Here is an 18586-nt window from a genome sequence, read left to right on the forward strand (position 1 = left end):
CATGACCAAGACCGGATTCGTCGTCGCCAATCTGTTCCGCAAGAAGGCCCGGACCTCGCTGACGCTGCTGTCCATCGTCACCGCGTTCCTGCTGTTCGGGCTGCTGCAGTCGGTGAACGTGCTGTTCAATGCCGGCGCCGATTTCCTCGGCACCGCCCGCCTCATCACCCAGGCCCGCGTGTCCTTCACCCAGTCGTTGCCGATGCGCATGCGCGCCGAGATCGAGAGCGTGCCGGGCGTGGAAGCGGTGACCCAGTCGCAGTGGTTCGGCGGCGTGTGGCAGGGCAAGGACCAGCTGGTCGCGCTCGCGGTCGACCCGCTGCGCTTCCACGCGGTCTATCCCGAGTGGGATCTGCCCGAAGCGCAGTGGAAGCAGTTCGCCGAGACCCGCACCGCCATGGTCGCCGGCCGCAAGGTGGCCGACCAGTACGGCTGGAAGGTCGGCCAGAAGGTGCCGATCAGCTCCAACATCTTCCCGCAGAAGAACGGCAGCAAGGACTGGGTGTTCGATCTGGTCGGGATCGTCGACGGCAAGGACGAGGAGTGGAAGCGCCAGGCCACACAGGTCTGGATCAACCACGGGTATTTCGACGAGGAGAACCAGTTCGGCAGCGGCGCCGGTGGTATCTACCTGATCAAGCTCAAGGATCCGGAAGCCGCCGCGAAGGTGGCGCGGATCATCGACGCGAAATTCGAGAACTCGCCCGACGAGACCAAGACCCAGAACGAGAAGGACTGGAATCTCGGTTTCGCCAAGCAGTTCGGCGACATCGGCCTGATCGTCCGCTGGATCCTGTTCGCGGTGTTCTTCACCCTGCTGCTGGTGGTGGGCAACACGATGGCGCAGAGCATGCGCGAGCGCGTGCCCGAGATGGCGGTCCTGAAGACGCTGGGCTTCTCCGATACCAGCGTCCTGGGCTTCGTGCTGGCCGAAACGGTGGCGCTGTGCGCCATCGGCGGATTGATCGGACTGGCCTTGGCCACGGTCGCCGGCTGGCTCATCGCGCAGTCGGGCATCCCGATTCCGTTGCGCGTGGAGTGGCGGGTCTGGACCGCCGGCATCATCGCCATCCTGCTGCTGAGCATCGCGGTCGGGCTGCTGCCCGCGCTGCGCGCCAAGCGGCTGAAGATCGTCGACGCCCTCGCGGGCCGCTGACCGCACCCCTTTCAGGAGAGAATCCCAATGCTGTCGCAGATCTTCGCCATTACCGGCGTCAACCTCAAAAGCATCCCGGAGCGCTGGGGGCCATCCCTGGTCATCATCATCGGCCTGGCCGGCGTGGTGGCGGTGTTCACCGCGCTGCTGGCGATGAGTGAAGGCTTCAGCGCCACCCTCGCCGCCACCGGCAGCAAGGACAACGCCCTCGTCATGCGCGGCGGCTCGGCCACCGAACTGAACTCGGGCCTCGGCCGCGAAGAGACCAACCTGATCAAGCTCGGGCCCGGCATCCGCAAGGGCGCCGACGGCAAACCGCTGGCCTCGGCCGAAATCATCGTGATCGCCGAGCTGTTCAAGATCGGCGAGACCCTCAACGGCTCGAACCTCACCGTTCGCGGCGTGGAGCCGGCCGCATTCGCGCTGCGGCCCAAGCTGAAGATCGTCGAAGGCCGGCAGTTCAAGCCGGGCCTGCGCGAACTGGTGGTCGGCCGCAGCGTGAGCAAGCAGTTCGACGACGCGCAGGTCGGCAAGACCCTGCGCATGCGCGGCTCGGACTGGACGGTGGTCGGCGTGTTCGAATCCGGCGATGCGCACGAGAGCGAATTGTGGACCGACGTGGAGGTCGCACAGTCCAGTTTCGGCCGCAACGGCTACAGCTCGGTGCTGGCCGGGATGGAGAGCGAGAAGTCGCTCAAGGGCCTGGGCGCGGCGCTGAAGGCCGACCCGCGGCTCAACCTGGACGTGATCTCGCAGCAGGAATACTTCAGCGCCCAGACCGCACAGTTCCGCAAGACCATCGGCATCCTGGCGATCGTGGTCACCTCGATCATGGCCCTGGGCGCGATCTTCGCCGCGCTCAACAGCATGTTCGCGGCGGTCGCCACCCGCGCCAAGGAGATCGCGACGCTGCGCGCCATCGGTTTCGGCGGATTCCCGGTGCTGGTCTCGGTGATGATCGAGGCGCTGACCCTGGCGCTGCTGGGCGGTGTGATCGGTGCGCTGATCGCCTACGTGCTGTTCAACAACATGTCGGTCTCGACCATCGGCGCCAACTTCACCCAGGTGGTGTTCGCGTTCAAGGTCACGCCGGTCCTGCTGGGCATCGGCCTGCTGATCTCGGTCGCGGTCGGCTTCATCGGCGGCCTGATTCCGGCGGCGATCGCGGCGCGCCAGTCGGTGACCACGGCACTGCGCAGCGCCTGAGTTGCAGGGCTTGCGTGATCCGCGAACGAGGCGCCGATGGGCGCCTCGTTCGCGTTCGGGACATGGAAAACCGCGACAGGCCTTCAGGCGCCGGAAGTGCGCCGCGCCCGGCGCAGGCTGTCGAACGCGAAGATCGCCAATGCGATCCAGATGACGATGAAGCCGATCGCGCGATCGCGGTCGAAGGTTTCGCGGAACACCAGTACGCCGATCAGGAACTGCATGGTCGGGGCCACGTACTGCATCAGTCCGATGGTCGACAGCGGCACGCGCCGCACCGCGAAGGAAAACGCGATCAGCGGCAGCGCGGTCAGCGCTCCACCGAAAATCAGCAGCGCATCGACGCCGAATCCCCAACCACCGCTGCCGCGCAAAGGCAGGAAACCGCCCTGCCCGCTGGTTTCCGCCCACAGCAGATACGCCAGCGCCGGCAACAGCAGCACCGAGTTCTCGAAGCCGAGCCCGGTCACCGAATCGACCGCAGCGAGTTTGCGGATCACGCCGTAAAGGCCGAACGATCCCGCCAATGCCAGCGCGATCCACGGAAAACTGCCGTAGTTGAAGGTGAGCCAGAGCACGCCGGCGGCGGTGATGGCGACCGACAACCACTGGGTCGGATTCAGGCGCTCGCGCAGGAACAACGTGCCGATCACCACATTCAACAGCGGATTGATGAAATACCCGAGGCTGCTTTCGACCACGTGCCCGGCGTTCACCGCCCAGATGTACAGGCCCCAGTTGATCCCGATGCACAACCCGCTGAGCGTCAGCATCGCGGCGAGTCGCGGCTTGGCGATGATAGCGGCGAACCAGCCGCGCCCCCGCGACCACAGCAGCCACAGCGCGACCAGCACCGCGCTCCAGAGCACGCGATGCGCGACGATCTGCAGCGACGGGACCGCCTTCAGCAGATGCCAATACAGCGGCATCAGCCCCCACAGCAGGAACGCGCTGGCAGCGATCGACAGACCTTTGCGATCCAGCCCCTGCGGCGGCGTCATCCGCGTGCCTTCGCTCGGCTGATCGCGACCACGCCGACCAGGATCACCGCCAATGCGCCGAGATCGTGCAGACCGAAGTGCTCGTTTCCCAGCCATGCGCCCAGCATCACCGCGATCGGCGGGTTGACGTAGGCGTAGCTCGACGCCAAGGCCGGGCGCACATGGTTCAACAGCCAGACGTAGGCGCCGAAACCAGCGATGGAGCCGAAGATCGCCAGATAGATCAACGCCGCCGTGCCCTGCGTCGTCGGCGCGGCGGGCAGGCGTTCGCCCACCGCCAGGCCGAGCGCGATCAACATCACGCCACCGCAGAGCATCTGCGTGGCGGCGGCCATGAACGGCGACGGCAGATCGCGTCCGCGCGACCACACCGAGCCGAACGCCCATGCGATCGGTGCGATCAACAGCAGGGCCAGGCCGCGCGGCGTGGACGACAGGCTGCTGCCGGCGTTGAGCCAGAGCACGCCGATGAAACCGATGCCGATGCCGAGCCATTCGCCGCGACTCGGATGACGGCCGGACATCGCGCCGAACAGCCCCATCCACAGCGGCATCGACGCGATCGCGATGGCCGCAAGCCCGGAGGAGACGTCTTCCTCGGCCAATACCACCATGCCGTTGCCGAGCAGCATCATCAACAGGCCCATCACCGCCAGCGACGGCCACTGTTTGCGCGTCGGCGCGGGCACGCCGCGCCAGCGCAGCACCGCGTACAGCAACCCACCAGCCAGCAGCATGCGTCCGCCGGACACCGCCAGCAGCGGCGGCCAACCGCCTTCCAATGCGAAGCGGATACCGAGATAGGTGGAGCCCCAGATGAGATACACCGCCATCAGCGCAAGCCCGATGGAGAGCGTGGAGGCAGGGCGCGGATCGCCCGCGGATGGAGCAGCCATCGCAGTGCTCGGAAAGAAAATGGGGGAGATGAAGACGTGTCGCCGCATCGCGACGACGGGGCCATTCTACGCCCGCGTTTCAGGCGATTGGCGCGCGTCGCGGAACACAGTAAAGCGTCTGGTCGCGATGCCATGCTCTCGTAGGAGCGACTTCAGTCGCGAAACATGCGTTGTTTCAGATCGTGGTCGACGTCGCGGCTGCAATTCGGTCAGTTTCGCGACTGAAGTCGCTCCTACAAAAAAGCGCGGCCTATCGGCCGCCGATGACCTCGCGCCGGAGCAACTGCTGTTTCAGCGCCAGACCCCAGCGATACCCGCCCAGCGAACCATCGCCACGGATCACCCGATGACAGGGCACCACGATCGCGACGCGGTTGTGGGCGCAGGCGCTGGCGACCGCACGCGCGGCTTTCGGCGCATCCAGCGACGCGGCGAGTTCGGCATAGCTGCGGGTTTCGCCCGCAGGAATCTTCATCAGCGCATCCCAGACCCGCTTCTGGAATGCGGTGCCGATCAGATCGACCGGAATCAGGTCGGACGCCCGCATCCGTTTGCCCGCAAGCGCATCGGCGACCGCGCGCACGCGCGGCGCGAGGAATTCGTCGCGTCCGGCATCGACCTGCTGCAGCTGCGCGCGCGGAAACTCAGCATGGAGCCTGCCCACCAAGGCATCGCTATCGTCGCCCAGCTCGACCATGCAGATGCCGCGCACGGTAGTCGCCACCATCGCCTGTCCCAGCGCGGTGGCGACGATGCTCCAGCGGATCTCCTCACCGCCGCCGCCGGCGCGATAGCGCGCGGGGGTCATGCCGAGCTTCGCGGCGCCGGTCTCGTACACCCGCGACGGCGATCCGTAGCCGGCGTCGTACAGCGCCGCGCTGACATCGCGGCCGTCCTTCAGTGCGGATCTCAGTGCGCCGAGTTTGCGCTGGGCAAGATACTCGGCCGGGCTCAGACCGAAACGAGCGCGGAAACGGCGCTGCAGATGCGAAGCGCTGAGGCCGACCGCCGCCGACAGTTCGGCGAGCGTCGGTTCGCCGGCTTCGAGCAGTTCGCGGGCATGTTCGAGCGGGTCATGAATGGTGTTGCGCATGCGGCAAAGACTAACGGGCGTTCCGGATGCCCGCTATCCGATTCTTGCGCAGGCGAATGCATCCAAAGCGCAACCTCGGATCCCGCAAACGGAAACGGGCCCTCGCGGGCCCGTTTTGTCGTCGCCTTGGCATCGGACGATCAGTTCGCCCACTGCCCCGGCTTGCGGGCTTCGGTCAGCAGGACCTGCGCCGACAGCGGCTTGTCGTTGCCCAGCACATGCACCGCATCGACCAGGATCGCGGCCGATTCGCGCAACAGCGGGTCGGGACGCTTTTCGGCGGCTTTCTCGCGCGCGGCGTCCTGGGCAACGTTGCGTTCGCTGGACGTCAGGCCGTCATCGGTGTCTTCGGCCAGCGGATCGATGTCCAGGCCCATCGCCTTGCGCGCTTCCTGGCGCTGTTTGCGCTTGGCGGCATCGCGGTCGCGCTCGGTACGGCGCTCGGCTTCGTTCAGGGAGATCCACTTCTTCGCGGTTTCCTCGCGGAACTGCGCGATGTCTTCGGACCACCACTGGAATTCCTTGTCCTGGGCCACGCGCGCATCGTGCATCGATTTGAGCTGCGGCAGCAGCGGAGCGAAATCGCCGTACTGCGTATGCGGCACCGCCGCGATCCGGGTCCACGGCAGCGCGTTGTCGTAAGTGCTTTCGCCGAATTCGCTGGCGTCCACGCTCACCGGGAAGGCGATATCCGGCACAACGCCCTTGTTCTGGGTGCTGCTGCCGCCGGGCAGGAAGAACTGCGCGATGGTCAGCTTCACCTGGCCGAAGCGCTGGCCATTGTTCATCGGCCAACGGTCCAGATCGACGAGATTCTGCACCGTGCCTTTGCCGAAAGTGGTTTCGCCGATGATCAGGCCACGGCCGTAATCCTGGATCGCACCGGCGAAGATTTCCGAAGCAGACGCCGAGCCGCGATTGATCAGGACCGCCAAGGGGCCATCCCACGCCACGCCGGTGTCGCCGTCGCTGTCGACCTGCACGCGTCCACCGGATTCGCGCACCTGCACCACCGGGCCCTTGTCGATGAACAGGCCGGTCAGATCGACCGCTTCGGCCAGCGAACCGCCGCCGTTGTAACGTAGATCGATCACCACGCCGTCGACATTCTGCGCGCGGAAACCGAGCAGCAGTTTCTTGGTGTCGAGCGTGGCGGAAGCGTAATCGTCGCTGTTGCGGCGCTTGCCTTCGAAGTCCTGATAGAACGCCGGCAGCTTGATCACGCCGATACGACGCGCGGGCTGGCCATCGACGCCCGGGATGGTCAGCACTTCGCCCTTGGCGGCCTGTTCTTCCAGGCGGATCTTGGCGCGATTCAGCACTATCCGGTTCGGCTTGCTGTCGAGCACCGCTTCGGCCGGCACGATATCCAGACGCACCTGGGTGCCTTTCGCGCCCTTGATCTTGTCGACGACATCGTCGAGGCGCCACCCGATGATGTCTTCCATGGCGCCGTTCGCGCCCTGGCCCACGGCGACGATGCGATCGCCGGCCTTGAGTTTGCCGCTGCTCATCGCCGGACCGCCTGCGATCAGCTCGCGGATCACCACCACGTCGTCCTGCTTCTGCAACTGCGCGCCGATGCCTTCCAGCGACAGGCTCATGCTCTGCTCGAAGCGTTCGGCCGCGCGCGGATCGAAGTAATCGGTATGCGGATCGATCGACATGGCGTAGGCGTTGAGGAAGGTCTGGAACGCATCGATGCCATTGAGTTCCGCCACGCTCTTGGACAGGTTGGCGTAACGCTTGTCGAGGGTCTTGCGGATCTCGTCGGGCTGTTTGCCGGCGAGCTTGAGGCGCAGCCAGTCGTTGCGCACCGACTGCTGCCAGAGCTTGTCGAGTTCGGCGGTGCCGGCGACCCATGGCGCGTCCTTGCGGTCGTATTCCCAGCGGTCGCTGCCATCGAAACGGAAGATGTCCTTGGCGAGCAGGCCGCGCGCATGCGTCACGCGTTCGTTCACGCGCTGCTGGTACAGCGCGAACATCTCGAACGCCGGTGCCACTTCACCGCTCTTGATCGCGTCGTCGAGCTTGACCCGGTAGGTCGTGAGCTTGTCGATGTCCGCGGCGGTGAAGAACAACTTCGCGGGATCAAGGGATTCGAGATAGCGCTTGAACACTTCCGCGGACAGCGTGTCGTCCAGCGCGCGGGGCCGGTAGGCGTAACGGCTGTCGGAGAGGATGCCGTAGACCAGCTTGGCGGCGGTGGCCTGCTCGGCGCTGGGACTGCCGGCATCGGCCTGCGCCGACAGCCACGCCACCGGTGCGGTCAGCGCGAGGGCAAGCAGGGAAACCGGAAGAGCTTTGGCGACTTTCATCGGCGATCTCGTGTGGGTGGTGCCAGCGTGTGGGGGTACGCGGATGCGTTCAGCTTACGACTCCGGAGAGTACCGAAAGTTTCGGTCCATACCTACCGCCCAAGGTCATGCCCCGCCTGCGGAAACAGGCATCCCGACCGCCGGTCGGGATGCTGTTCATGCGGGGGAAGGCTTCAGCCGGCAGTTGGGTGGTCGGCTTCAGCCGACGACACCGGCCCCGGCCGCCTGCCGGTCGGCGTGATACGAACTGCGCACCATCGGGCCGGAGGCGACGTGGCTGAAGCCCAGCGACATGCCGTAGTCCTCCAGCGCCTTGAACTCGTCGGGCGTCCAGTAGCGCAGCACAGGATGGTGGTGGGCGGTGGGCTGCAGGTACTGGCCGATGGTGATCATGTCGACGTCGTGCGCGCGCAGGTCGCGCAGGGTGCCCTGCACCTGGTCCATGGTTTCGCCCAGGCCGAGCATGATCCCGCTCTTGGTCGGCACGTCCGGATGCTGGGCCTTGAACTGCTGCAGCAGGGTCAGCGACCACTGGTAGTCGGCGCCCGGGCGCACGTTGCGGTAGAGCTCCGGCACGGTTTCGAGATTGTGGTTGAACACGTCCGGCGGATGCTTCGCGAGGATTTCCAGCGCGCGCTCCATCCGGCCCTTGCCGCGGAAGTCCGGGGTGAGGATTTCGATCTTCGTCTGCGGGCTGTGCTCGCGCACCGCCGCGATACAGTCGACGAAATGCTGGGCGCCGCCGTCGCGCAGATCGTCGCGATCGACGCTGGTCACCACCACGTACTTCAGGCCCATGTCGGCGATGGTGCGGGCGAGGCTCAGCGGTTCGTCGGCATCCGGCGGCTTCGGCCGGCCGTGGGCGACATCGCAGAACGAGCAGCGGCGGGTGCAGACCTCGCCGAGGATCATGAATGTGGCGGTGCCGTGGTTGAAACACTCGTGGATGTTCGGGCAGCTGGCTTCCTCGCACACGGTGACCAGGCGGTTCTCGCGCAGCTTGCTTTTGAGCGCCTGCACCGCGTTGCCGGCGGGAATCCGCACCCGGATCCACGACGGCTTGCGCAGCACCGGCGCGTCGGCGAACTGCACCGGCGAGCGCGCGATCTTGTCGGCGGCCACCTGTTTCGCTCCCGGTTCGAGCGGCGCCGCCGCCAGCGGCGCGGACGCCTCGCCGACGACGGTCAGGGGAATGGTTTTCTCGGCGGGCGTCGGTGTGGACATCAGGCGGCCTGGGGCGCCGCCGCCCGATCTCGCCGAACTCTCTTCTTTTCCAGCCGCTGCGGCGGCGCGGCCTGCAGCTGCAGGCCGAACTGCGCGGCCAGCGCCTCCAGCAGCACCGGTTTGACCGCATCGAGGTTGGAAGGACCGCCCAGATCCAGCATCGAGGTCACCTGCAGCCCGGCATAACCGCAGGGATTGATGCGGCGGTAGGGCGCGAGGTCCATGTCGACATTGAACGCCAGCCCGTGGAAAGTGCAGCCGCGCCGGACGCGGATGCCCAAGGCGGCGACCTTGGCCTCGTTGACGTACACACCGGGCGCGCCATCGCGACGCACGGCATGGATGTTCCAGTGGTCGAGGGTATCGATCACCGCCTGCTCGATCCTGCAGACATAGTCGCGCACGCCGATCTTCAGGCGCTTCAGGTCCAGCAGCGGGTAGGCGACGATCTGGCCGGGACCGTGATAGGTCACCTGGCCGCCGCGATCGACCTTGATCACCGGGATATCGCCCGGCATCAGCACGTGCTCGGGCTTGCCGGCCTGGCCGAGGGTGAAGACCGGGTCGTGTTCGACCAGCCAGAGTTCGTCGGGCGTGTCGGCGTTGCGGGCATCGGTGAAGCCCTGCATCGCGCGCCAGACCGGCTCGTAGGCGTGACGCCCGAGGTCGCGGACCTGCGCCGCCGGGACGGTTACAGCGTCCATTTGATCTGCGGTTCGGCACGCAGCGCGTCGTGCGCGGCTTCGTAGCGACTGCGGTCTTCGGCGTGGATGCTCAGGCGGATCGAGACGAACTTGCCGCCCGAGGAATTGCGCGTCGCGACCGTCTCGCGCAGCACCGGGATCCCGATCGCCTCCAGCACTTCCGGGATGCGCTCCTCCAGCCCGGCGCCCGCAGGGCCCATGGCGGTGATCTCGAAGACCCCCGGAAACTGGAAGCCGTGGTCGGGATGGTCGGAACCGATATTCATGCGCGGATTATGGGCCCGATCCACAGCCAACCCAAGGCCCGGAACGCACCGCGATGCGTGCCAAAAACGACGACTGCGGCGCCGACAGGCCATACCGGCACGCCATCGCGATGGCTGCGGCGGATGTGGCCGGGGCAGCAGCGATCCGCCGTCTCCCGGGATGTGGCGCGCGCTGCGCCGATCGCACGGAGTCCGTCATGGCCGCACGCACATCGATCCTCGTCCCGTCGCTCGCACTGCTCTGCGGCGCCGCCACCGCGACGGCCGTATTGGTGTGGCACACCTCGCGCGTTCCCGTGATGCCGGCGCAAGCGGCGACGGTCGAACGCGACGACCATGCACTGTCGAGCGCCGCCGCACCGCCCGTGCAGCCCGACACGGCGATGGCGTCCGTCCCCGCCGCGCGCGCGCCGGGCGAAACGCGTCGCGGCGATCTGGATCCGGTCGAAGCCCGCGCGCGCGTCGAAGCGAACATCGCCACGCTCGACACGCGCTTCGCGGCGGAAACGCTGGATACCGCATGGGCGATGCGGGAAGAGCGCGCGCTGGGCGCGTTCTTCGCCGCCGATGCGCTGGCAAAGCAGGGATTGCCACCGCCCGACAGTCTTCAGATCGCCTGCCGCAGCGCAACCTGCCGGATCAGCGCGCGCTTCGCCGATCCGGTCGAAGCGGAAATGACCACGCAACGGCTGGCGATGCACGTCGCCGCCGCCATGCCCTACGGCGCGGTCATGCCGCGCGCGCTCGACGACGGCAGCATCCGGGTCGACGCCTGGTACTCGTCGACGCGCATCGCACTCTGATGCCGATCTCCGCGTGCGTCGCGCACGCATCCGCCGCACATTCAACGAAGGCATTCCATATGAACCGCTTCGCACTCTCGTCCTCATCCGCCGCACTGACGCTCGCCATCGCGGTCGCGCTGGGCGCCGCTCCGCAGGCTGCGCACGCGAACTACAAGACCAGCACCGGCAGCGCCTGTCTGGCCTACGGCAACAGCACCACGCCGGACGAACTGCTGTATCTGGTGAACGGCATCCGACCCCGCTACGACACCGACGAATACATCCTCTGCAACTTCGTCGTCGACAGCGAGAACGGCTGGTACAACGCCGCCAACAGCGCCACGCTGTCGATGTATTTCAAGGCGGGCAACATCGACGCGCCGGTGACCTGCACCGCGACCGCCGGCTCGGCCTACATGTACGGCGTGCTGACCTACAGCGCCGCGCAGACCATTCCGGCCACGCTCAGCAGCACCTTGACCATGAGCGGCATGACTTCGCCGGGCAGCTATTCGTGGGCGCCGTTCAACGTCAACTGCAAGCTGCCGGCGAAAGCGACGCTGGCACGCATGGTGTTGAACGAACTCGGGCCCGTTTGAGTCCATTTTTCATAGGGTGCGCCTCGGCGCACCGTTGCTTGCGATCACCGCGAAAAGCCGGTGCGCCGAGGCGCACCCTATGCGACATTCGTCGTTCCTGCATTCGCGGGGATGACGGTGCCTTTTCAATCACTCGAAGCAAGTACGAGGACCGTAAGTCTGTATCGCTATTCGACCAAGGCACGGTAACGAACGAACGCATCGGCGTCATCGACGAAAACATTGAGATCCACCGGACCCACGATGCCATCGACATCACCGCGATTGTGGTACTGCCACACGTGCCACGACGCGGCGCCGTCCGGCTTGCGCAGGATCGATCTGCGCCACAGCGCGCGCGCCGGCAATTGATTGAGGTAAGCGTCGAGGAATTCCGGCGTGACGTACAGCAGCGCGGGCTTGCCGTAAGTGCGTTCGACCGGCGCGAGAAACGCATCGAGTTCGCGACGCATCGTCGCGCCGTCAGGCGTGCGTCCGCAGTTGCCGCCGAATTCCAGATCCACTGCCGGCGGCAGCACATCGGCTTCGACCGGAACGACGGCGAGGAAATTCGCAGCCTGATTCGCACCCGGACGGCAGAACGTGAAGAAGTGATAGGCGCCTACCGCGATGCCGGCGTCGCGCGCCTCGCGCCAGTTGCGGGCGAAGGCGCGGTCTCGGTGGTCACCACCCTCGGTGGCTTTCAGATACGCGAAGGCGACATCGTCGCCAGCGACTTTTTTCCAGTCGATGACGCCCTGATGATGCGACACGTCGATTCCACGAATCGGATAACGGTCGCGATCGGGCCGATACTCGCGAAACCACCACCACGCCGCGAGTGCGACGACTGCGGCGAGCACCGCCAGCAGCAACAGCCGGATCAACCCGCGCTTCAATGCGTCGTCACCAACCGGGCATGCGGGCCGGATCAAGCCCCGCGACCTCGAACACCGCGCTGCGCTTGCCCAGACCCTTCACCGGAAACTCGATCTCCAGCGTTTTCGCGCTTTCCGTCATCTTCCACAGCGCGCGTTCGTCCTCGATGAACATCGCGATGGCTTCGTCGGTCTTCGGGCGCGAGCCCGGCAGCGATTTCGCGGGCTTGCCGTCGAGTGTGATCTGCACGCGGCAGCCGCCGTAGCAGTTGAAGTCGCCGTTCTGCAGCACGAGATAGCTGCTGCGGCCCCAGTCCGGGTGGTCGCGGAAGATCAGCCGCACCTGTGTCGGTCCGGTGCCGTCGACATCGACGTTGTCTTTTGCGTAGATGGCCGACGATGTCTGCAGCCCGCCTTTCACGCTCTGGGTGCCGTAGCTCCACAGCGCGGCGGTGCGCGCGGCTTCGCGGGTTTCGTCGAGTTTCCGCTTGATGCCGTCGTATTCGGGACGCACGCGTTTCGCAGCGGCGCTGTCGGGATACTGCGCGATCAGCACGTCGGCCTGCGCTTTGGCCAGCGACCAGTTTTCCTTTTTCACCGCATCATCGAACGCCACCGCGCCTTCCTGCGCTTTCGCTTCCTGCGCGGCGGCCAGTTCGGCAGCGACCTTGGCGGCGACGGCGGGATCTTCGCCCGCACAGCCGCCGAGCAGCGCGCATGCGATAGCAAAGGCTGCAAGTTCAGCCTTCAGCATTTTCATTGCAACTCTCCGGTCGGTGGCGCATCTCCCGGTGCGCCGCGCTCGATCATCATCGCGACGGCTTCGGCGGCTTCGCCGGGCCGCTCCATCAACGACATGTGGCCGCAGCCTTCCAGCAGCACCTGGCTGGCCTGCGGGATGCGCGCGGCGTACAGCGCCATCGCACTGGCGTCGATGACCTTGTCTTCGCGGCACCACAGCAGCAGCGCCGGCTGCGAAATGTACGCGGCTTCGACGCCGGGCAGGAAGCGTTCGTCGCCGCGACCGATCTTGTCGAGCACGCCCTGCTCGAACGCGGCGTCGCGCTTGCGCTGGGCGATATAGAGATCGCTCGCCGGCCATGGCGCCCACGGCCGCGCGTCGCGGTTGTGGAACACGGTGGCGAGATAGTGCTCCAGCGAAGCGGCGTCGCTCACGCCGAAGGGGTTCTTGCCTGCGAGCACATCGAGGCCGAACCGGTTGTCCTTGAAACGGACACCAGCGGCATCGAGCAGCGCGACCCGCGCGACGAGATTCGAATAGCGTGCGGCGGTCAGCGCGGCGATGCCGCCGCCCATCGAATGTCCGATCAGCACGACCGGCCGCTTCTGCGCGATCTCGGGTTTGCGCAGGAACGCGGCGACCCGTGCGCTCTGGGCGACGAACCCGTAGTCGGCGCCGTCCTTGCGCTCGCTCTGGCCCCAGCCGGGCAGATCGGGGATGACGATGCGGTAACGGCCCTTCAGCGCACGCGCCATCCGGTACCAGTTCTCTTTGCTGCCGGTGTAACCGTGCAGCAGTACGAGCGTGGGCGCGTCGGGCTTGTCCGCCGCCAGTTCGACGTAGGTCCAACGATGATCGTTGTCGACGATGATGTCGTGCGACGTCGCGCCGAGCCGGATCCGCTGTTTGGCGAATTCGGCGCGGATCACCAGGCCCGGGTCGAGCCACAGCGCGACCACGAGCGCCAGCAGGATCGTGGCCGCGATCCAGTTCGCGGCCCTGGCCCAACGAGGCGCGAACCAGCGCGGCGATTTCAACGCCATCGACTCAGCCAATCGCTTCGTCAGCCGATCACTTCGCCGGTGCGCCGGCCGGCGCCGCTGGCGCAGGCGCCAACACCGCCGGTTCCGCTGCCGGTACTGCGACCGGCGTGGGCGCCGGCTTGGCGGTGTCGATCACTTCCTGCACCGAGCCGGTGGTGATCGGGTGATAGCCGGGTTTGGCCTTCTCGAACACGCTCTTGGCGAGCGCAAGACCGGCTTCGGTCTTCGCCAGCGCGTTGTAGGTCGGCATGATCAGCTTGCGACGGCCGATGCGCTGCAGGAACGCGGCGATGGCGTCGTTGGCGTTGGTGTAGCCGCTGCGCACCGTCAGCGGATACCAGCGCTGCGCGATTTCGCCGTTCATGGTGCCGGTGAATCCGTAGGCGCCATCGAGCTGCGCGAGCTGCTCCAGGGTCAAGGTCTCCGGCAGGCTCTCGATGAAATGCACCCATTCCTGGGTGGTCCACGCGTCGGTGATCGCCGCCGGCGGCAGCTGCTGACTGCCCAGCCACGCCAGACGCGCGGAATCGACCACGCCGAACCGGCGCGCCTGCGCCAGCGGCGCGGTCGGCGGAATGCCCGGATCGTACAGCCACGCATTGAACTCGGCCGGGGTCACGACGTTCGGATACTTGGCCAGCAGGTTCTTCTTCGCGTAGTCGGCGAACTGCTCCGTATCGATGCTCTGGAACGCGAAGTGGTTGAAGTATTCGCGCAGGAACGGGTCGAACTTGTCGCGGCCGTAGCGCTGTTCCAGGAACTGCAGGAACCATGCGCCCTTGGTGTATACGGTGGCGCTGCTGCTGTTGTCCGGGTCCTTCAGCACGCCGGGCTTGGTCGCCAGCGCCTGCAGCGAGGCATCGATCTCGGCGAACTCCTTCTTGAGCTCGTTGCGCTCGATCACGTTCTCCATGTCGGCCTGTTCCTTGCCGTACAGCACTTCGATGATGCGGTTCTCGACGTAGCTGGTGAAACCTTCGTTGAGCCACGCATCCTTGGCGCTGGAGAACGTCACGAGATTGCCCGACCAGCTGTGCGCCAGTTCGTGCGCGATCAGCGACACCAGGGTCTTGTCGCCGACGATCACGGTCGGGGTGAGGAAGGTCAGGCGCGGGTTTTCCATGCCGCCATACGGGAACGACGGCGGCAGCACCAGCATGTCGTAACGGTCCCAGCGGTACGGGCCGTAGAGCGCTTCGGCGGTGGCGATCATGCGTTCGGTGTCTTCGAACTCCTTCACCGACTTGTCGAGCATGGTCGGCTCGGCCCATACGCCGCTGCGGTCGGAGATGCGCTTGAACGCGAGGTCGCCGGCGGCGATCGCCATCAGGTACGACGGGATCTTCTGCGGCATCTTGAAAGTGTAGTCGCCGTCGCGGATCGCGTTCGGGTCGTTGTCGGCGCTCATCAGCACCATCACGTCCGGGCGCGAGGTCACGTGCGCGGTGTAGGTGTAGCGCACGCTGGGCGTGTCCTGCAGCGGCACCCAGGAACGCGCATGGATCTGCTGCGATTGGCTGAACATGAAGGGCAGTTGCTTGCCCTCGGTCATCGACGGCTCCAGCCACTGCAGGCCGGAGGCCTGCGGCGAGGTCTTGTAGGTCACGCGCACCTGCGCATTGCGCTGCGGGGCGTCGATGCTGAGCTTGCTGCCGAGGATCGGATCGGCGGCGGCCAGCTTGAAGGTCAGCGGCGCCCATCCGCCCTTGCCGTCGCCACCCTCGATCTTGTCGATGGTCAGGTCGCGGCTGTCGAGCAACAGCGCGGTCGCGGCCTTGTCCTTCCATTCCAGGGCATAGGTCGCGGTGCCGGCGAGGGTCTTGGTATCGAAATCGAGCGCCAGTTCCAACGCGAGGTCGGTGATCGCGACCTTGTTGGGCTCGGCGTAGGAATGTTCGTCGACCACCTTCGTCTGCGTCGGTGCCGGCTTGGCGGCGGGCGCGACGGGGGTCGCATCCTCGGATTTGCAGGCGGTCATCATCAGGGTGGCGAGCAGGGGCAGAGCCAGGATCGAAGCGCGCATGGCAGGGGCTTGGCAGGGAAAGCGGTGAGTGTACCCGCCCTGACCGGCACCCGGATGCGGGTGGGTCGCAGTGTCCCCGGCCGGGGGTGGATTTCGTTAATCGCCACAGACAGCGACAATACGGGCATGGACCGCCGTCGGTGACCCGCCGGGCCCGCGTCCCGTTCGCTGCTGGTGTTTCTTCAAGCGACGTCCAAAGCACTTTCCCGAGCTCACAGCCACAAGGTATCGATGATGACCAATCAACTCCGCGGATCCACCGCCCTCTACGCCGGCCTGCTCACGCTCGCCGTGACCGCCGTTCTGGCGATGCCGGCCCACGCCCAGCGCCAGAGCGCGCAAGACCAGCGCAAGCAGAAGACGGCCGAAATCCCGACCTGCGCCAAGCCGCTTGGCACGCTGTCGGTGCTGGAACCGGAAGACGCGACCGACTGGTGGACCGGCCAGCAACTGCCCGCGCCGTCCAAGCTGATCAAGGTGTTCGTCAACAAGTCGCGCTGTTTCACCCTGGTCGACCGTGGTGCCGGCCTCGACGCCGCGCAGCGCGAACGTGCGCTCGGCGCCAGCGGCGAACTGCGCAACCGCTCCAACGTCGGCAAGGGCCAGATCAAGGCCGCCGACTACGTGATGACCCCGGACCTGATCTCGCGCAACAGCAACGCTGGCGGCAACGCCATCGGCGGCATCCTCGGCGGTCTGGTCGGCGGTCGCGCCGGTGCGGCCATCGGTGGCTTGAACTTCCAGAAGAAGACCGCCGACGTGGTGCTGACCGTCACCGACGTGCGTTCGACCGAGCAGGTTGCGATGGCGGAAGGCAGCGCCAAGAAAACCGATATCGGCTGGGGCGCGGGCGGCGGCCTGTTCGGCGGCAGCGGCTTCGGCGCCGGCGGCGCCAGCGGCTATGCCAACACCGAGATCGGCCAGGTCATCACCCTCGCCTATCTGCAGGCCTACACCGACATCGTCGCCCAGCTCGGCGGCCTGCCGGACAACGCCTCCGCCGCCAACGCGCAGCAGGCCGTGACCATGACCAAGCCGGGCCGGCTGTTCCCGAACTCGAAGGGCACCGGCAAGATCGTCCGCACCCTCGACGCCGGGATGATGCTGTACCCGACCGGCAACAAGGACGGGATGATGTGGGAAGTGGAAGACGAACTCGGCAACAAGGGCTGGGTGTCGTCGAGCCTGTTCGAATTGGCGCGCTGAGCGACAGATACCGCAGACACGGGATAGGGAGCGCTCCGGCCTGCGGCATCCGTTTGAAAAGCCGGTGCGCCAAGGCGCACCCTATTCCGTCATGCTATGGATGAAAAAAGGGCGCCCAGGCGCCCTTTTTTCGTGGCCGCGAACAACGCGGACATCGGCCGCTACAACCGCGCCCGGATCAGATCCAGCAGCGCATCCGCCAGTGTGGTCTTCGGCGCCGGCCCCAGCGCATGCGAAGTGTCGGCGTCGATCACCGTCAACGCATTGTCGTCGCTCTCGAACCCGCAGCCGGCGCGGCCGACCTGGTTCGCGGCGATCATGTCCAACTTCTTGCGCAGCAGCTTGTCGCGGGCGTAATGCTCGACATCGTTGGTCTCCGCAGCGAAACCGACCACCACGCGTGGCCGCTGCGCGTGCGCAGCGACTTCGGCGAGCACATCGGGCGTGCGCACCAATTCGACGGTCAGCTGTTCGCCGCCGCCGGCTTGTTCGGTTTTCTTGATCTTGCGGTCGGCGACGACCTGCGGCGTGTAATCCGCCACTGCAGCCGCGCCGATATAGATGTCCGCCGGCAACGCACCGAGCACGGCGTCGCGCATCTGCGCGGCCGAGCGCACATCGACGCGCTTCACGCCCGCAGGCGTGGGCAGGCTCACCGGGCCGGCGACCAGCAGCACCTCGGCACCGCGACGCGCGGCGGCGGCGGCGATCGCGAAGCCCATCTTGCCGCTGCTGCGGTTGCCGATGAAGCGCACGGGATCGAGGTCTTCGAAGGTCGGCCCAGCGCTGATCAGCAGCCGGCGCCCCGCAAGGTCCGCATGGACGGCGGTCTCGGCCGCGAACGCCGCGATCAGGTCGCTGACGATCTCCGGCGGCTCGCGCAGCCGGCCGGGGCCGAACTCACCGCAGGCCTGGGCGCCGTCGTCCGGGCCGATCACCTGCACACCGCGACAACGCAGCGTGGCGAGATTGGCCTGCGTGGCCGGATGCAGCCACATCCGGTGGTTCATCGCCGGCACAACGGACATCGGCGCGGTCGTGGCGAGGCAGAGCGTGCTGACCAGATCGTCGGCCAGCCCATGCGCGAGCCGTGCAAGGGTGTTGGCGGTCGCGGGCGCGACCACGACCCGGTCGGCCCAGCGCGCGAGTTCGATATGGCCCATCGCCGCCTCGGCCGCCTCGTCCCACAGCGACACGCGCACCGGCACGCCGGACACCGCCTGCAGGCTGGCCGCACCGATGAAACGCTGGGCGTTATCGGTCATCGCCACCTGCACTTCGGCGCCGGCTTCGCGCAGGCGACGCACCAGTTCCACCGATTTGTACGCGGCGATCCCGCCGCATACGCAGAGCAGGATGCGTCGGCCGGTCAGCGTCTGCGCCATGCGGAGATTTCCTACGTTCGAACGAGTCGACAGCTTACCCGATGCCGAAGCCTCGACCGACGGTGCGGCTCCGCGCCCGGAA

General features: G+C 66.6%; 17 protein-coding genes. 5 read left to right on the forward strand and 12 right to left on the reverse strand.

The window, feature by feature from the left end; genetic code table 11:
- Window position 1 precedes the first annotated feature (1 nt).
- Window positions 2-1156 carry an FtsX-like permease family protein gene (locus HOP03_04455; GenBank protein NOT87416.1) on the forward strand — a complete coding sequence of 385 codons (1155 nt, stop codon included), beginning with the start codon at window positions 2-4 and terminating at the stop codon, window positions 1154-1156.
- Window positions 1157-1183: 27 nt separating this feature from the next.
- Entirely contained in the window at window positions 1184-2362 is a 1179-nt protein-coding gene (locus HOP03_04460; protein NOT87417.1) for an ABC transporter permease, read from the forward strand.
- Between the two features lie 83 nt (window positions 2363-2445).
- On the opposite strand, the gene rarD is transcribed toward HOP03_04460, so the two are convergent.
- From rarD to HOP03_04495, 7 genes are all read right to left on the reverse strand, one after another.
- Window positions 2446-3363, reverse strand: coding sequence for an EamA family transporter RarD (gene rarD, locus HOP03_04465; GenBank protein NOT87418.1), 918 nt, complete (start codon window positions 3361-3363; stop codon window positions 2446-2448).
- Window positions 3360-4259, reverse strand: coding sequence for a drug/metabolite exporter YedA (yedA, locus tag HOP03_04470; GenBank protein NOT87419.1), 900 nt, complete (start codon window positions 4257-4259; stop codon window positions 3360-3362). The genes rarD and yedA overlap by 4 nt, the downstream gene beginning before the upstream one ends.
- A 250-nt stretch (window positions 4260-4509) precedes the next feature.
- Entirely contained in the window at window positions 4510-5352 is an 843-nt protein-coding gene (locus HOP03_04475) for a methylated-DNA--[protein]-cysteine S-methyltransferase (protein ID NOT87420.1), read from the reverse strand.
- A gap of 140 nt (window positions 5353-5492) precedes the next feature.
- Entirely contained in the window at window positions 5493-7670 is a 2178-nt protein-coding gene (locus HOP03_04480; protein NOT87421.1) for a carboxy terminal-processing peptidase, read from the reverse strand.
- Between the two features lie 198 nt (window positions 7671-7868).
- Window positions 7869-8894: a lipoyl synthase gene (gene lipA / locus HOP03_04485; GenBank protein ID NOT87422.1), complete on the reverse strand. Its 1026-nt coding sequence runs from the start codon at window positions 8892-8894 to the stop codon at window positions 7869-7871.
- Window positions 8894-9598, reverse strand: a complete 705-nt coding sequence (gene lipB, locus HOP03_04490) for a lipoyl(octanoyl) transferase LipB (protein ID NOT87423.1) — start codon at window positions 9596-9598, stop codon at window positions 8894-8896. The genes lipA and lipB overlap by 1 nt, the downstream gene beginning before the upstream one ends.
- Complete coding sequence (locus HOP03_04495) at window positions 9586-9864, reverse strand: DUF493 family protein (GenBank protein NOT87424.1); 279 nt, start codon at window positions 9862-9864, stop codon at window positions 9586-9588. Before HOP03_04495 ends, lipB begins: the two co-directional genes overlap by 13 nt.
- A 197-nt stretch (window positions 9865-10061) precedes the next feature.
- Between HOP03_04495 and HOP03_04500 the strand changes: the two genes are divergently transcribed.
- A complete protein-coding gene (locus HOP03_04500) occupies window positions 10062-10667 on the forward strand; it encodes a hypothetical protein (GenBank protein NOT87425.1) in 606 nt (201 codons plus the stop codon).
- Window positions 10668-10726: 59 nt separating this feature from the next.
- Window positions 10727-11248: a hypothetical protein gene (locus HOP03_04505; GenBank protein ID NOT87426.1), complete on the forward strand. Its 522-nt coding sequence runs from the start codon at window positions 10727-10729 to the stop codon at window positions 11246-11248.
- Window positions 11249-11415: 167 nt separating this feature from the next.
- On the opposite strand, the gene HOP03_04510 is transcribed toward HOP03_04505, so the two are convergent.
- From HOP03_04510 to HOP03_04525, 4 genes are read right to left on the reverse strand one after another with little or no spacing between them, the layout of a single operon-like run.
- Window positions 11416-12126, reverse strand: coding sequence for a glycoside hydrolase family 25 protein (locus HOP03_04510; protein ID NOT87427.1), 711 nt, complete (start codon window positions 12124-12126; stop codon window positions 11416-11418).
- Window positions 12127-12133: 7 nt separating this feature from the next.
- Window positions 12134-12865, reverse strand: a complete 732-nt coding sequence (locus tag HOP03_04515; GenBank protein ID NOT87428.1) for a hypothetical protein — start codon at window positions 12863-12865, stop codon at window positions 12134-12136.
- Window positions 12862-13890, reverse strand: a complete 1029-nt coding sequence (locus tag HOP03_04520; GenBank protein ID NOT87429.1) for an alpha/beta hydrolase — start codon at window positions 13888-13890, stop codon at window positions 12862-12864. The genes HOP03_04515 and HOP03_04520 overlap by 4 nt, the downstream gene beginning before the upstream one ends.
- A 28-nt stretch (window positions 13891-13918) precedes the next feature.
- The gene (locus HOP03_04525; protein NOT87430.1) at window positions 13919-15913 is read right to left on the reverse strand and encodes a M1 family metallopeptidase; all 1995 of its coding nucleotides are present in this window, start codon (window positions 15911-15913) and stop codon (window positions 13919-13921) included.
- Window positions 15914-16147: 234 nt separating this feature from the next.
- Here HOP03_04525 and HOP03_04530 point away from each other — a divergent pair, with 234 nt between their 5' ends.
- Window positions 16148-17119: a peptidoglycan-binding protein gene (locus HOP03_04530; protein ID NOT87431.1), complete on the forward strand. Its 972-nt coding sequence runs from the start codon at window positions 16148-16150 to the stop codon at window positions 17117-17119.
- Window positions 17120-17280: 161 nt separating this feature from the next.
- Here the strand turns inward: HOP03_04530 and coaBC are convergent, their stop codons facing one another.
- Window positions 17281-18504 carry a bifunctional phosphopantothenoylcysteine decarboxylase/phosphopantothenate--cysteine ligase CoaBC gene (gene coaBC, locus HOP03_04535; protein NOT87432.1) on the reverse strand — a complete coding sequence of 408 codons (1224 nt, stop codon included), beginning with the start codon at window positions 18502-18504 and terminating at the stop codon, window positions 17281-17283.
- Window positions 18505-18586 lie beyond the last annotated feature (82 nt).

The organism is Lysobacter sp., from assembly GCA_013141175.1.
Lineage (GTDB): Bacteria > Pseudomonadota > Gammaproteobacteria > Xanthomonadales > Xanthomonadaceae > Lysobacter_I.

Coding starts and splice junctions, on each gene's coding strand:
- HOP03_04455 (NOT87416.1), top strand. CDS start 2: ATGACCAAGACCGGATTCGTCGTCGCCAATCTGTTCCGCAAGAAGGCC.
- HOP03_04460 (NOT87417.1), top strand. CDS start 1,184: ATGCTGTCGCAGATCTTCGCCATTACCGGCGTCAACCTCAAAAGCATC.
- rarD (NOT87418.1), bottom strand. CDS start 3,363: ATGACGCCGCCGCAGGGGCTGGATCGCAAAGGTCTGTCGATCGCTGCC.
- yedA (NOT87419.1), bottom strand. CDS start 4,259: ATGGCTGCTCCATCCGCGGGCGATCCGCGCCCTGCCTCCACGCTCTCC.
- HOP03_04475 (NOT87420.1), bottom strand. CDS start 5,352: ATGCGCAACACCATTCATGACCCGCTCGAACATGCCCGCGAACTGCTC.
- HOP03_04480 (NOT87421.1), bottom strand. CDS start 7,670: ATGAAAGTCGCCAAAGCTCTTCCGGTTTCCCTGCTTGCCCTCGCGCTG.
- lipA (NOT87422.1), bottom strand. CDS start 8,894: ATGTCCACACCGACGCCCGCCGAGAAAACCATTCCCCTGACCGTCGTC.
- lipB (NOT87423.1), bottom strand. CDS start 9,598: ATGGACGCTGTAACCGTCCCGGCGGCGCAGGTCCGCGACCTCGGGCGT.
- HOP03_04495 (NOT87424.1), bottom strand. CDS start 9,864: ATGAATATCGGTTCCGACCATCCCGACCACGGCTTCCAGTTTCCGGGG.
- HOP03_04500 (NOT87425.1), top strand. CDS start 10,062: ATGGCCGCACGCACATCGATCCTCGTCCCGTCGCTCGCACTGCTCTGC.
- HOP03_04505 (NOT87426.1), top strand. CDS start 10,727: ATGAACCGCTTCGCACTCTCGTCCTCATCCGCCGCACTGACGCTCGCC.
- HOP03_04515 (NOT87428.1), bottom strand. CDS start 12,865: ATGAAAATGCTGAAGGCTGAACTTGCAGCCTTTGCTATCGCATGCGCG.
- HOP03_04520 (NOT87429.1), bottom strand. CDS start 13,890: ATGGCGTTGAAATCGCCGCGCTGGTTCGCGCCTCGTTGGGCCAGGGCC.
- HOP03_04525 (NOT87430.1), bottom strand. CDS start 15,913: ATGCGCGCTTCGATCCTGGCTCTGCCCCTGCTCGCCACCCTGATGATG.
- HOP03_04530 (NOT87431.1), top strand. CDS start 16,148: ATGACCAATCAACTCCGCGGATCCACCGCCCTCTACGCCGGCCTGCTC.
- coaBC (NOT87432.1), bottom strand. CDS start 18,504: ATGGCGCAGACGCTGACCGGCCGACGCATCCTGCTCTGCGTATGCGGC.